Here is a 13,537-nt window from a genome sequence, read left to right on the forward strand (position 1 = left end):
CGTGCGCGCCGGCGCGCGCCCGGTCCCGGCCGGTACCGGCGGCGGCGTACCGGCCCGGGGCAGGCCCGGCCGCCTGGCCGGCGGCGGCCTCGGCCGCCCGGTGCGGACCCGGCTCGGCTTCTCGGTCAAGACCAAGCTCGGCGCGCTGGTCGTCATCTCGGTGCTGATCACGACGGGTCTGTCGATGATCGCCGTACACACCAGGACCGAGCTGCGCTTCATCATGGTCTTCTCGATGATCGCCACCCTGCTCATCACGCAGTTCGTGGCGCACTCGCTCACCGCGCCGCTGGACGAGATGAACGCGGTGGCCCGCTCGATCTCGCACGGCGACTACACCCGCCGGGTGCGTGAGAACCGCCGCGACGAGCTGGGCGACCTGGCCCAGACGATCAACCGCATGGCGGACGAGCTGGCCGCCCAGGACCAGCAGCGCAAGGAGCTGGTGGCGAACGTCTCGCACGAGCTGCGCACCCCGATCGCGGGCCTGCGCGCGGTGCTGGAGAACATCGTGGACGGGTTCACCGAGCCCGACGCGGAGACCATGCGCACCGCGCTGAAGCAGACCGAGCGGCTCGGCCGGCTGGTGGAGACGCTGCTGGACCTGTCCCGCCTGGACAACGGCGTCGTGCCGCTGAAGATGCGCCGCTTCGAGGTGTGGCCGTATCTGTCGGGGGTGCTGAAGGAGGCCAACATGGTCGCCTCCGCGCGCGCGTCGATGGCCTCCGGCTCCGGCAGCCACACCCGTAAGGACGTCCATCTGCGCCTGGACGTCTCCCCGCCCGAGCTGACCGCGCACGCCGACCCGGAGCGGGTCCACCAGGTGCTCGCCAACCTGATCGACAACGCCGTCAAGCACAGCCCGCCGCACGGCCGGGTGACGGTGAAGGCGCGGCGCGGGACGCAGCCGGAGTCGCTGGAGCTGGAGGTCCTGGACGAGGGGCCCGGCATCCCGCGCTCCGAGTGGCACCGCGTCTTCGAGCGGTTCAACCGGGGCCAGGTGAGCCGGCCGCACGGTCCGGGCAGCGACGGCGGCACCGGGCTCGGGCTGGCGATCGCGCGCTGGGCGGTGGATCTGCACGGCGGCCGGATCGGTGTGGCCGAATCCGAGCGCGGCTGCCGGATCCTCATCACCCTTCCGGGGCTCCCCGCAGTTCAAAGTTGACGTAAAGTTCGAGCCGGAACCACAAGATCCACGAGCGTCCGGGCAGACGGACACGTGTGATCAGCCAGGGGACCGCGCCTCGTACGGGCCGGACCCGGGTCCACCCTTCCCGCACGCGGGTGAACCACGCTTGTTTCCCGCCATTTCAAGCCCCGAAACACAGCTTTCGATGTGACTTACGCGACGATGAACGGGCCCGACCTGACCTACCCGGTCCGGGAGGCGTAGCCTTTATTCCCGCTGTCCATCACCTTGTGAAGCGGAAGAGGGCGGTTGCCGCCGTGTCGCCACAGTCCCCCAGTAACTCGAGCATCTCCACCGAGACCAGCCAGGACGGGAAGAACCCCGCGGCGGCCTTCGGTGCCAACGAGTGGCTCGTCGACGAGATCTATCAGCAGTACCTCCAGGACCCGAACTCCGTAGACCGTGCCTGGTGGGACTTCTTCGCCGACTACAAGCCGGGGGCGGCCGCGGCTGACTCCTCGGCTCCGTCGGGCTCCGCGGCCGCGGGGGCCGACGGAGCCGGCACGACGCCCCAGCCGGCGCCCGCCGCCCAGGCCCCGGCTCCCCAGGCTCAGGCTCAGGCCCCTCAGGCCCAGGCCGCCCCGGCTCAGGCCGCCCCGGCGCAGCCCGCCGCCCCGGCCAAGGCCGCCGCCCCGGCGAAGCCCGCCGCGGTGAAGGCCCCGGCGCCCGCGAAGCCGGCCGCCGCCAAGGCGCCGGCCGAGCCCGCCGCCGCGGCCCCCGAGGGCCCGGAGTTCGTGACGCTGCGCGGCCCGTCCGCCGCGGTCGTCAAGAACATGAACGCCTCCCTGGAACTCCCCACGGCCACCTCCGTGCGCGCCGTCCCGGTGAAGCTGCTGTTCGACAACCGCATCGTCATCAACAACCACCTCAAGCGGGCCCGGGGCGGGAAGATCTCCTTCACGCACCTCATCGGCTACGCCATGGTGCAGGCCATCAAGGCCATGCCCTCGATGAACCACGCGTTCGGCGAGAAGGACGGCAAGCCGACCCTGGTCAAGCCGCCGCACGTCAACCTCGGCCTGGCCATCGACCTGGTCAAGCCGAACGGTGACCGCCAGCTCGTCGTGGCCGCCATCAAGAAGGCCGAGACGCTGAACTTCTTCGAGTTCTGGCAGGCCTACGAGGACATCGTCCGCCGCGCCCGCGACGGCAAGCTGACGATGGACGACTTCACCGGCGTCACGGTCTCCCTGACCAACCCCGGCGGCCTCGGCACCGTCCACTCCGTGCCGCGCCTGATGCCCGGCCAGTCGGTGATCATGGGCGTCGGCTCCATGGACTACCCGGCGGAGTTCCAGGGCACCTCCCAGGACACCCTGAACAAGCTCGGGATCTCCAAGGTCATGACGCTCACGTCGACCTACGACCACCGGGTGATCCAGGGCGCCGCCTCCGGCGAGTTCCTGCGCCAGGTCGCCAACCTGCTGCTCGGCGAGAACGGCTTCTACGACGACATCTTCGAGGCGCTGCGCATCCCCTACGAGCCGGTCCGCTGGCTCAAGGACATCGACGCCAGCCACGACGACGACGTCACCAAGGCCGCCCGCGTCTTCGAGCTGATCCACTCCTACCGGGTGCGCGGCCACGTCATGGCCGACACCGACCCGCTGGAGTACCAGCAGCGCAAGCACCCCGACCTGGACATCACCGAGCACGGGCTCACCCTGTGGGACTTGGAGCGCGAGTTCGCCGTCGGCGGCTTCGCCGGCAAGTCGATGATGAAGCTGCGCGACATCCTCGGCGTGCTGCGCGACTCGTACTGCCGCACGGTCGGCATCGAGTTCATGCACATCCAGGACCCCAAGCAGCGCAAGTGGATCCAGGACCGCGTGGAGCGCCCGCACTCCAAGCCGGAGCGCGAGGAGCAGCTGCGCATCCTGCGCCGGCTGAACGCGGCGGAGGCCTTCGAGACCTTCCTGCAGACCAAGTACGTCGGCCAGAAGCGGTTCTCCCTGGAGGGCGGCGAGTCCGTCATCCCGCTGCTGGACGCGGTCATCGACTCCGCGGCCGAGTCGCGGCTGGACGAGGTCGTCATCGGCATGGCCCACCGCGGCCGCCTCAACGTGCTGGCCAACATCGTCGGCAAGTCCTACGCGCAGATCTTCCGCGAGTTCGAGGGCAACCTCGACCCGAAGTCGATGCACGGCTCCGGCGACGTGAAGTACCACCTGGGCGCCGGGGGCACCTTCACCGGCCTGGACGGCGAGCAGATCAAGGTCTCGCTGGCCGCCAACCCCTCCCACCTGGAGACGGTCGACCCGGTCATCGAGGGCATCGCCCGCGCCAAGCAGGACGTCATCAACAAGGGCGGCACGGACTTCACCGTCCTGCCGGTGGCGATCCACGGCGACGCGGCCTTCGCGGGCCAGGGCGTGGTGGCCGAGACCCTGAACATGTCGCAGCTGCGCGGCTACCGCACCGGCGGCACGGTCCACATCGTCATCAACAACCAGGTCGGCTTCACCGCCGCCCCGGAGTCCTCGCGCTCCTCGATGTACGCCACCGACGTGGCCCGCATGATCGAGGCCCCGATCTTCCACGTGAACGGCGACGACCCGGAGGCCGTGGTCCGCGTCGCGCGGCTCGCCTTCGAGTTCCGCCAGGCGTTCAACAAGGACGTGGTGATCGACCTCATCTGCTACCGCCGCCGCGGTCACAACGAGTCGGACAACCCGGCCTTCACCCAGCCGCTGATGTACGACCTGATCGACAAGAAGCGCTCGGTGCGCAAGCTCTACACCGAGTCCCTGATCGGTCGCGGCGACATCACCCTGGAAGAGGCCGAGCAGGCGCTCCAGGACTACCAGGGCCAGCTGGAGAAGGTCTTCACGGAGGTCCGCGAGGCCACCGCGCAGCCGGCCGCCCCGGAGACCCAGGACCCGCAGGCGGGCTTCCCGGCCCAGGTCGACACGGCGATCTCCGCCGAGACCGTCAAGCGGATCGCCGAGTCCCAGGTCAACCTGCCCGAGCACTTCACCGTGCACCCGCGCCTGCTGCCCCAGCTCCAGCGCCGGGCGGCGATGGTCGAGGACGGCACCATCGACTGGGGCATGGGCGAGACCCTCGCCATCGGCTCGCTGCTGCTGGAGGGCACCCCGGTCCGGCTGTCCGGCCAGGACTCCCGCCGCGGCACCTTCGGCCAGCGCCACGCGGTCCTCATCGACCGCGAGACCGGCGAGGACTACACGCCGCTGCTGTACCTGGCGGACGAGCAGGCCCGCTACAACGTCTACGACTCGCTGCTCTCCGAGTACGCGGTCATGGGCTTCGAGTACGGCTACTCGCTGACCCGCCCGGACGCGCTGGTGATGTGGGAGGCCCAGTTCGGCGACTTCGCCAACGGCGCCCAGTCGGTCATCGACGAGTACATCTCGGCCGCCGAGCAGAAGTGGGGCCAGACCTCCGGCGTCACGCTGCTGCTGCCGCACGGCTACGAGGGCCAGGGCCCGGACCACTCCTCGGCCCGCATCGAGCGCTACCTCCAGCTGTGCGCGCAGAACAACATGACGGTCGCGATGCCGACCCTGCCGTCGAACTACTTCCACCTCCTGCGGTGGCAGGTGCACAACCCGCACCACAAGCCGCTGGTGGTCTTCACCCCGAAGTCGATGCTGCGCCTGAAGGCCGCCGCCTCGAAGACGGAGGAGTTCACGACGGGCGGCTTCCGCCCGGTCATCGGCGACGCCTCGGTCGAGCCGAACGCCGTGAAGAAGGTCGTCTTCTGCTCCGGCAAGGTCTACTACGACCTCGACGCCGAGCGGAAGAAGCGCGGCGCGACGGACACCGCGATCATCCGCATCGAGCGCCTGTACCCGCTGCCGGGCGCCGAGCTCCAGGCGGAGATCAAGAAGTACCCGAACGCCGAGAAGTACCTGTGGACGCAGGAGGAGCCGGCGAACCAGGGCGCCTGGCCGTTCATCGCGCTCAACCTGATCGACCACCTGGACCTCGCGGTCGGCGCGGACGTGCCGCACAGCGAGCGGCTGCGCCGCATCTCCCGCCCGCACTCCTCCTCCCCCGCCGTGGGCTCCGCCAAGCGGCACCAGGCGGAGCAGGAGCAGCTGGTGCGCGAGGTGTTCGAGGCGTGAGCGCCGCGCGGGGCGCCGTCCGCCCCGCGGGTCGTACGTGACCGGGCCGCATCCCCGCCGGGGGATGCGGCCCGGCCGTTTCCGCGGCCTTTCGGCGCACTTATCCTGGGCGCATGTACTTCACTGACCGTGGCATCGAAGAGCTGGAGAAGCGGCGGGGCGAGGAGGAGGTCACCTTCGAGTGGCTGGCCGAGCAGCTGCGTACCTTCGTCGACCTGAACCCGGACTTCGAGGTTCCGGTGGAGCGGCTGGCCACCTGGCTGGCCCGGCTGGACGACGAGGACGACGAGGACGACGAGTAGGGCCGTCGGCAGGCCCGCAGGGCGCCCCTTCGGGGGCGCCCTTTCGTGTGTCTTGACTTTCCGTGCCCGCGATATATCGTGTCTTGTGAAGGACACGATATGGCGCGTCGCGTCGTCGTCCCCGTTCGCACTGGTTCACCCCGTTTCGATCCGTTCTTCTCAGCTCTTCTCAGCTCTTCTCAGGAGGTCAGCACCATGTCCGAGTGGTCCGTGGGAGAGCCCGGGAAGCTCACCTTCGACAAGCCCGTCACCGCACTGAACGTCCGCATCGTCAACGGCACGGTGAACGTCGTGGGCACGGACGAGGACGCCGCCCGCATGGAGGTGTCCGAGATCGAGGGCCCTCCCCTGCTGGTCACCCAGCAGGGGAGCACGCTGACCGTCGCCTACGACGACCTGCCCTGGAAGGGCTTCCTCAAGTGGCTCGACCGCAAGGGCTGGCGGCGCAGCGCCGTGGTCTCCCTGGCCGTCCCGGCGGGCACCCGCGTGGAGGTCGGGGTCGTCGGCGCCGCCGCGGTGGTCTCCGGCATAGCCGGACGCACGGAGGTCAGGGGCGTCACCGGCGACACCACGCTGGTGGGCGTCACCGGCCCGGTGCGCGCCGACACCGTCTCCGGGAGCCTGGAGGCGCAGGCCCTCTCCGGCGACCTGCGCTTCCACTCGGTCTCCGGCGACCTGACGGTGGTCGAGGGCGCCGGCTCCTCGGTGCGGGCGGACTCGGTGAGCGGCTCGATGATCATCGACATCGACCCGGCGGGCCGCCCCACGGACATCGCCCTGACCAACGTCTCGGGTGAGATCGCCATCCGCCTGCCCCACCCCGCGGACACCGAGGTGGAGGCGAACACCGCGAGCGGTTCGGTGTCCAACGCGTTCGAGGACCTCCGGGTGGGCGGCCAGTGGGGCGCCAAGCGGATCACCGGCCGGCTGGGCACGGGCCAGGGCCGGCTGAAGGCGACGACCGTCTCCGGCTCCATCGCCCTGCTGCGGCGCCCACCGGCGGCGGACGACTCCTGGGACGCCACGACCGACAAGAAGGTGCTCTGACATGCCTCCCGTCTTCGCCCACGGACGTCTGCGTCTGTACCTGCTCAAGCTGCTCGACGAGGCCCCGCGCCACGGCTACGAGGTGATCCGGCTGCTGGAGGAGCGCTTCCAGGGGCTGTACGCGCCCTCGGCGGGCACCGTCTACCCCCGGCTGGCCAAGCTGGAGACCGAGGGCCTGGTCACCCACACCACCGAGGGCGGCCGCAAGGTCTACGCCATCACGGACGCCGGCCGCGCCGAACTCGCCGACCGCAGCGGTGAACTGGCCGATCTGGAGCTGGAGATCCGCGAGTCGGTCGCCGAACTCGCCGCCGAGATCCGCGCCGACGTGCGGGGCGCGGCGGGCGACCTGCGCCGGGAGATGCGCGCGGCGGCGTCCGAAGCCCGGCAGGGCTCCGCGAAGAACGGCGGCTCGGAGTCCTGGGCGGAGGAGCCGGGCGAGGAGAAGGAGGCCTGGCGCGCCGCCAAGGAGGAGATGCGCCGGGTCAAGCAGGAGTGGAAGGAGCAGGCCCGGCGCGCCAAGGACGAGAGCCGGCGTGCTCGCGAGGAGGCCCAGCGGGCCCGGCGCCAGGCCAAGGAGGCGCAGGAGCGGGCCCGGGCCCAGGCGCAGGAGGAGTTCCAGCGGGTCGCCCGGCACGTGCAGGAGCAGGTGCAGGACCACTTCGCGCGCGGCGACTGGCCGACCGGGGTGCGTGACGGGCTGACCGAGCTGGCCAAGGAGTTCGGCGACTTCGGCAAGAACTTCGGGTTCGGCCGGCCGCCGGGCGGTGAGGCGTCGGCGCGCGCCGAGTACTCCCGGACCCCGGAGGACTTCCCGGCCGCCTACGAACCGTCCTGGGCGCACGAGGACTCCACCGGCGACCCGGCCCGCGACCTGGACCGGCTGCTGGACCGCTTCCGGGACGACATCCGCGACGCGGCCCGCGACCAGGGCATCACCGCCGACCAGCTCCAGGACGCGCGCCGCCATCTGTCGACGGCGGCGGCCCACATCGGCGCCCTGCTGCGCGGCCCGAAGGTCTGAGCGACGCGCGGCGTAATGGACGCGGCGTGCGGGGCGCGGCGCGATGGGCGCGGGGCCCGCGGTGCGCGGGCCCCGGGCGGGTCGGCCGGGTCAGGAGCCGGTGAGGACGATCTTGCCGAACTGGTCGCCGGTGGCCAGCCGTTCGAAGCCCTCGCGGGCGCGGTCGAGCGGCAGCACCTCGTCGATGACGGGGCGCACCCCGGTGGCGGCGCAGAAGGCGAGCAGGTCCTCCAGCTCGTCCTTGGTTCCCATGGTGGAGCCGACCACCTTCAGCTCCAGGAAGAAGATCCGGGTCAGCTCGGCGTGGGAGGGTCGGTCGCCGCTGGTGGCGCCGGAGATGACGAGGGTGCCGCCGGGGCGCAGCGACTTCACCGAGTGGGACCAGGTGGCCGCGCCGACGGTCTCGATCACGGCGTCCACCCGCTGCGGCAGCCGTGCGCCCGACTCCACCGCCTCCACCGCGCCGAGTTCGAGGGCCCGCTTGCGCTTGGCCTCGTCGCGGCTGGTGGCGAAGACCCGCAGGCCGGCCGCCTTGCCGAGCACGATCGCGGCGGTGGCGACACCGCCGCCGGCGCCCTGCACCAGGACGGAGTCGCCGGGGCGTACGCCCGCGTTGGTGAACAGCATGCGGTAGGCGGTGAGCCAGGCCGTGGGCAGGCAGGCGGCCTCCTCGAAGGAGAGCTCCTTGGGCTTGGGCAGGACGTTCCAGGTGGGGACGGCGACCTGCTCGGCGAAGGTGCCCTGGTAGCGCTCGGTCAGGATGGAGCGGGGCTCCTCGGGCCCGACCCCGTGGCCGCTCTGTCCGATGACGGAGTGCAGGACGACCTCGTTGCCGTCCTCGTCGACGCCTGCGGCGTCGCAGCCGAGGATCATGGGCAGCTTGTCCTCGGACAGGCCCACCCCCTTGAGCGACCAGAGGTCGTGGTGGTTCAGGGAGGCGGCCCTGACGTTGACGGTGCTCCAGCCGGGGCGGGCCTCGGGGGCCGGGCGCTCCCCCGACTCCAGTCCGTTCAGCGGCTGGTCGCGGTCGATTCGGGCGGCGTAGACAGCGAACATGACCTTGACGATAGGGGCGTGCCGACGCCTGCGGAACCGCACGGCCCTGTGAGACACACCCTCTTGCCAACTGCCGCCCGCGTACCGCCGGGTACGCGGCGCGCTCGTCGGCGGGTGCGCGGCGCGTCGTCGGCGGGCGCGCGGCGCGTCGTCGGCGGGCGCGGGCACGAGAATGGCCCCGCTCTTTCGGGCGGGGCCATTCGGGTTCACACCGGCTCGCGCCGGCTCACGTCAGCGACGGGCGACGCCCTCGGCGCGCGCCGCCGCGGCCACCGCCGCCGTCACGGCGGGGGCGACCCGCTCGTCGAACGGCGAGGGGATCACGTAGTCCGCGGCGAGGTCGTCCCCGACGACCCCGGCCAGCGCCTCGGCCGCCGCGATCTTCATTCCCTCGGTGATCCGCGACGCCCGCACCTGGAGCGCCCCGGCGAAGATGCCGGGGAAGGCGAGGACGTTGTTGATCTGGTTGGGGAAGTCGGAGCGTCCGGTGGCCACGACCGCCGCGTACTTGTGCGCGACGTCGGGGTGCACCTCGGGGTTCGGGTTGGCCATGGCGAAGACGAAGGCGCCCTTCGCCATGGAGGCCACGGCCTCCTCGGCCACGGTGCCGCCGGAGACGCCGATGAAGACGTCGGCGCCGTCGAGCGCGTCCTCCAGCGTCCCGGTGAGGCCGGCCTTGTTGGTGAACTCGGCCAGCTCGCGCTTGACCGAGGTGAGGTCCTGCCGGTCGGCCGAGACGATGCCCTTGCGGTCGGCGACCGCGACGTCGCCGATGCCGGCCTCGACCAGCATCTTGGCGATGGCGACACCGGCCGCGCCGGCGCCGGAGATGACGGCGCGCAGCTCGGCGATGGTGCGTCCGCTCAGCCGGGCCGCGTTGCGCAGCGCGGCGAGGGTGACGACCGCCGTTCCGTGCTGGTCGTCGTGGAAGACCGGGATGTCCAGGCGCTCCTGGAGCTTGCGCTCGATCTCGAAGCACCGGGGGGCCGAGATGTCCTCCAGGTTGACGCCGCCGAAGGACGGCGCGAGCCGCACGACGGTCTCGACGATCTCGTCGGCGTCGGTGCAGGCGAGGGCGATCGGCACCGCGTCCACGCCGCCGAACTGCTTGAACAGGATCGCCTTGCCCTCCATCACCGGGAGGGAGGCTTCGGGACCGATGTCACCGAGGCCGAGCACGGCCGTTCCGTCGGTCACGACGGCGACCACGGACGATTTCCACGTGTAGTCGTTGACCAGTTCCGGCTGCTCGGCGATGGCGGTGCACACCCGCGCGACGCCGGGCGTGTACGCCAGGGACAGGTCGTCCTTGTCTCGGACGGGCACGGTGGCCTGCACGGCCATCTTGCCGCCGCGGTGCAGCGCGAACGCCGGATCGAAGGAATCCAGCGGCTCTGCCCCGCCGTCCTGATCCGTACTGCTGTCGCTGCGAGGATTGACGATCTCCGCTGCCACTTGGTTTTACCCCTTAATTGTTCATGGTTTGAGGGTGGCCACTCCTGGTGAGGGGTGGGCGAGGCCGCGCACAGCCCAGTGAGTGATGCTTCGGGCGCATACGCGTCGGGCGCGCCGCACACGCGCCCTGAGCCCCGGATGAGGGGTGTAAAGAACCTTCATACCGGACGGACCGCGTCGGCGACGAGTCCATAACGCGAAGGTCACATGACGACACACCGACACTTGGCCCAATATGGGGACAAGTGCGCGTCGAATGCTTGACAAGGCCCTGGAATCGCCCAAAAGACCTGTTCCTTTGATCCACAGCCGGAGACGGGCCGAAGATCTTGCGGCCGTAAGGAGTCATTCCCGCAGATGGTCCGGCCTTGAGAGGGCGGCTTTGAGGGGTTCGGGGGTCGCCCGTTATCCGATTTTGACATGGCGAGTCCCCTGATTGGCTCATCCCGAATGGCAAGATGCGTCAATCGCACGAGGTCGCGACACCCGAAGGTGTGTGTTGTCGCCGACCCCACCACCCATCGGCAAAGCCACCCATCCGCCGGAGGAACCACCATGACCGCACGCTCCACCCGTCGTACGACCGCCGCGCACTCCCGTCTGGCAGCGGTCGGTGCGCTCGCGGTCGCAGGCGCCCTGATGCTCACCGGCTGCGGTGACCAGACCAAGGACACCAAGGACACGGACAAGTCGTCCGACAACGCGTCGTCCGCCTCCGCCCCGCTGGCCGGCAAGCTCCCGGCCTCGATCCGCGACAAGGGCGTCATCCGGGTCGGCTCCGACATCTCCTACGCGCCGGTCGAGTTCAAGGACGCCTCGGGCAAGACCTCCGGCATCGACCCGGACCTCGCCGAGGCGATGGGCAAGCAGCTCGGCGTGACGTTCGACTTCCAGAACGGCACCTTCGACGCCCTGCTCACCGGTCTGCGCTCCAACCGCTACGACATGGCGATGTCGGCGATGACGGACAACAAGAACCGTCAGGACGGCGTGGACTCGACCACGGGCAAGAAGGTCGGCGAGGGCGTCGACTTCGTCGACTACCTCCAGGCCGGCGTCTCCATCTACACCCGCAAGGGCGACACCAAGGGCATCGCCTCCTGGTCCGACCTGTGCGGCAAGAAGATCGCCGTGGAGCGCGGCACGGTCTCGGAGGACCTCGCCAAGGCCGAGGCGAAGAAGTGTCCGGGCGGCGAGAAGCTCACCATCCAGGCGTTCGACGACAACCAGCAGGCCGAGACCCGCCTGCGCTCGGGCGGCGCCGACGCCGTCTCCGCCGACTTCCCGGTCGCCGCCTACGCGGTCAAGACCTCCGGCGGCGGCAAGGACTTCCAGATCGTCGGCGACCAGGTCGAGGCGGCCCCGTACGGCATCGCCGTGGCCAAGGACAGCACGCAGCTGCGCGACGCGCTCAAGGCCGCGATGGACGCGATCATCAAGAACGGCGAGTACCAGAAGATCCTGGCGAAGTGGGGCGCCGAGGACGGCGCCGTCAAGCAGTCCGCCGTCAACGGCGGCAAGTGACCGCCCCCGCGCGGCCGCTGAGAGGCAACACCCGTGAGTGCTGACATCGACAAGACGGCGGAGCCCCAGGGCACGCCCCCCGCCGGACCGCAGGCCGTCAAGGCCATCCCGGTCCGCCACTACGGGCGGTACGTCACCGCCGTCATCGCGATCGCCCTGCTCGTCGCGATCGTCTACGCGTTCGGCCAGGGCAAGATCAACTGGCATGCCATCCCCGACTACTTCTTCGACGACCGGATCACCACCGGCGTCGGCAAGACCCTCCTGCTGACGGTCCTGTCGATGCTGATCGGCATCGTCGGCGGCATCGTCCTCGCGGTGATGCGCCTGTCGAAGAACCCGGTGACCTCGTCCATCGCCTGGTTCTACATCTGGTTCTTCCGCGGCACCCCGGTCCTGGTCCAGCTGTTCCTCTGGTTCAACCTGGGCCTGGTCTTCGAGTACATCAACCTGATGCCGTTCTACAAGGACTACTGGTCGAACTTCATGACGCCGCTGCTGACGGCGCTGCTCGGCCTGGGTCTGAACGAGGCGGCGTACATGGCGGAGATCTGCCGCGCCGGCCTGCTCGCCGTCGACGAGGGCCAGACCGAGGCCGCCCACGCGCTGGGCATGAGCCACGGCAAGACCCTGCTCCGCATCGTCATCCCGCAGGCCATGCGGGTGATCGTGCCGCCGACGGGCAACGAAGTCATCAACATGCTGAAGACGACCTCGCTCGTGGCGGCCGTCCAGTATCCCGAGCTGTTCCGCTACGCCCAGGACATCGGCACGGTCTCCGGCTCCCCGGTGGAGATGTACTTCCTCGCCGCCGCCTGGTACCTGATCCTCACCTCGGTCCTCAGCGTCGGCCAGTACTACCTGGAGCGCTACTACGCGCGCGGCTCCAGCCGCAGCCTGCCGCCGACGCCGTGGCAGAAGGTCAAGGCCAACATGTTCTCCATCGGCCGGCCGAAGGGAGCCGTGGGCGCATGAGCGACAAGCTCACGAAGCAGGACGCCACCCCCCGCGACGCCTCCGTCGCGATGGTCAGGGCGGAGGACGTGCACAAGTCCTTCGGCCAGGTGGAGGTCCTCAAGGGCATCGACCTGGAGGTCAGGCCGGGCGAGGTGTTCTGCCTCATCGGCCCCTCCGGCTCCGGCAAGTCGACCTTCCTCAGGTGCATCAACCACCTGGAGAAGATCAACGCGGGCCGGCTGTACGTCGACGGCGACCTCGTCGGCTACCGCCAGAGCGGCGACAAGCTCTACGAGCTGCGCGACCGCGAGGTCGCCATGAAGCGCCGGGACATCGGCATGGTCTTCCAGCGCTTCAACCTGTTCCCGCACATGACGGCCGTCGAGAACGTCATGGAGGCGCCGGTCCAGGTCAAGGGCGTCGGCAAGGGAGAGGCCCGGGAGCGGGCGATGAGCCTGCTGGAGCGGGTGGGCCTGGCCGACCGGGCCGGCCACTACCCCTCGCAGCTGTCCGGCGGCCAGCAGCAGCGGGTGGCGATCGCCCGGGCCCTGGCCATGGACCCGAAGCTGATGCTGTTCGACGAGCCGACCTCGGCGCTCGACCCGGAGCTGGTCGGCGACGTCCTCGACGTCATGCGCGACCTGGCCGAGTCCGGCATGACGATGGTCGTCGTCACCCACGAGATGGGCTTCGCCCGCGAAGTGGGCGACAACCTCGTCTTCATGGACGACGGCGTGGTGGTCGAGTCCGGCCACCCGCGCGAGGTGCTGACCAACCCGCGGCACGAGCGCACCCAGTCGTTCCTGTCCAAGGTGCTGTAACCGGCGCATGACGGCGAAGGGGCGGTACGGAGATCTCCGTACCGCCCCTTCCGCGTGCGCCCGGGGGCCGGTGC

Annotated in this window: 10 protein-coding genes; 8 read left to right on the forward strand and 2 right to left on the reverse strand. The window is 70.3% G+C overall.

Annotated features, from left to right (window positions below; all coding sequences use genetic code 11):
- Positions 1 to 73: 73 nt before the first annotated feature.
- From ABEB07_RS01640 to ABEB07_RS01660, 5 genes are all read left to right on the forward strand, one after another.
- Positions 74 to 1,165 (forward strand): HAMP domain-containing sensor histidine kinase, encoded by a 1,092-nt coding sequence (locus tag ABEB07_RS01640; protein ID WP_345666761.1) that lies wholly within the window; start codon positions 74 to 76, stop codon positions 1,163 to 1,165.
- 281 nt (positions 1,166 to 1,446) lie between these two features.
- Positions 1,447 to 5,277 (forward strand): multifunctional oxoglutarate decarboxylase/oxoglutarate dehydrogenase thiamine pyrophosphate-binding subunit/dihydrolipoyllysine-residue succinyltransferase subunit, encoded by a 3,831-nt coding sequence (locus tag ABEB07_RS01645; protein WP_345666683.1) that lies wholly within the window; start codon positions 1,447 to 1,449, stop codon positions 5,275 to 5,277.
- A gap of 113 nt (positions 5,278 to 5,390) precedes the next feature.
- Positions 5,391 to 5,579 carry a DUF6104 family protein gene (locus tag ABEB07_RS01650; protein WP_030597201.1) on the forward strand — a complete coding sequence of 63 codons (189 nt, stop codon included), beginning with the start codon at positions 5,391 to 5,393 and terminating at the stop codon, positions 5,577 to 5,579.
- A gap of 195 nt (positions 5,580 to 5,774) precedes the next feature.
- Complete coding sequence (locus ABEB07_RS01655) at positions 5,775 to 6,626, forward strand: DUF4097 family beta strand repeat-containing protein (protein ID WP_345666685.1); 852 nt, start codon at positions 5,775 to 5,777, stop codon at positions 6,624 to 6,626.
- Between the two features lies 1 nt (position 6,627).
- Positions 6,628 to 7,650, forward strand: coding sequence for a PadR family transcriptional regulator (locus ABEB07_RS01660; protein ID WP_345666686.1), 1,023 nt, complete (start codon positions 6,628 to 6,630; stop codon positions 7,648 to 7,650).
- Between the two features lie 90 nt (positions 7,651 to 7,740).
- Here the strand turns inward: ABEB07_RS01660 and ABEB07_RS01665 are convergent, their stop codons facing one another.
- Both ABEB07_RS01665 and ABEB07_RS01670 read right to left on the reverse strand, forming a co-directional pair.
- Complete coding sequence (locus tag ABEB07_RS01665; RefSeq protein WP_164583104.1) at positions 7,741 to 8,706, reverse strand: zinc-binding dehydrogenase; 966 nt, start codon at positions 8,704 to 8,706, stop codon at positions 7,741 to 7,743.
- 231 nt (positions 8,707 to 8,937) lie between these two features.
- On the reverse strand, positions 8,938 to 10,161 hold the full coding sequence (locus tag ABEB07_RS01670; RefSeq protein ID WP_164588948.1) for an NAD(P)-dependent malic enzyme: 1,224 nt from the start codon (positions 10,159 to 10,161) through the stop codon (positions 8,938 to 8,940).
- A gap of 555 nt (positions 10,162 to 10,716) precedes the next feature.
- Between ABEB07_RS01670 and ABEB07_RS01675 the strand changes: the two genes are divergently transcribed.
- Genes ABEB07_RS01675 through ABEB07_RS01685 form a run of 3 tightly spaced genes read left to right on the forward strand, consistent with a single transcriptional unit; the run spans position 10,717 to position 13,463 of the window.
- Positions 10,717 to 11,685, forward strand: a complete 969-nt coding sequence (locus tag ABEB07_RS01675; RefSeq protein WP_345666687.1) for an ABC transporter substrate-binding protein — start codon at positions 10,717 to 10,719, stop codon at positions 11,683 to 11,685.
- Between the two features lie 33 nt (positions 11,686 to 11,718).
- Positions 11,719 to 12,660 carry an amino acid ABC transporter permease gene (locus ABEB07_RS01680; protein ID WP_345666688.1) on the forward strand — a complete coding sequence of 314 codons (942 nt, stop codon included), beginning with the start codon at positions 11,719 to 11,721 and terminating at the stop codon, positions 12,658 to 12,660.
- Positions 12,657 to 13,463: an amino acid ABC transporter ATP-binding protein gene (locus tag ABEB07_RS01685; RefSeq protein ID WP_345666689.1), complete on the forward strand. Its 807-nt coding sequence runs from the start codon at positions 12,657 to 12,659 to the stop codon at positions 13,461 to 13,463. The genes ABEB07_RS01680 and ABEB07_RS01685 overlap by 4 nt, the downstream gene beginning before the upstream one ends.
- Positions 13,464 to 13,537: the final 74 nt, after the last annotated feature.

It is taken from the genome of Streptomyces similanensis, from assembly GCF_039543625.1.
GTDB classification, from domain to species: Bacteria; Actinomycetota; Actinomycetes; order Streptomycetales; family Streptomycetaceae; genus Streptomyces; species Streptomyces similanensis.

Excerpts from the sequence above, each read along its gene's own strand:
- ABEB07_RS01650 (WP_030597201.1), top strand. The coding sequence starts at position 5,391 with ATGTACTTCACTGACCGTGGCATCGAAGAGCTGGAGAAGCGGCGGGGC.
- ABEB07_RS01655 (WP_345666685.1), top strand. The coding sequence starts at position 5,775 with ATGTCCGAGTGGTCCGTGGGAGAGCCCGGGAAGCTCACCTTCGACAAG.
- ABEB07_RS01660 (WP_345666686.1), top strand. The coding sequence starts at position 6,628 with ATGCCTCCCGTCTTCGCCCACGGACGTCTGCGTCTGTACCTGCTCAAG.
- ABEB07_RS01665 (WP_164583104.1), bottom strand. The coding sequence starts at position 8,706 with ATGTTCGCTGTCTACGCCGCCCGAATCGACCGCGACCAGCCGCTGAAC.
- ABEB07_RS01675 (WP_345666687.1), top strand. The coding sequence starts at position 10,717 with ATGACCGCACGCTCCACCCGTCGTACGACCGCCGCGCACTCCCGTCTG.
- ABEB07_RS01685 (WP_345666689.1), top strand. The coding sequence starts at position 12,657 with ATGAGCGACAAGCTCACGAAGCAGGACGCCACCCCCCGCGACGCCTCC.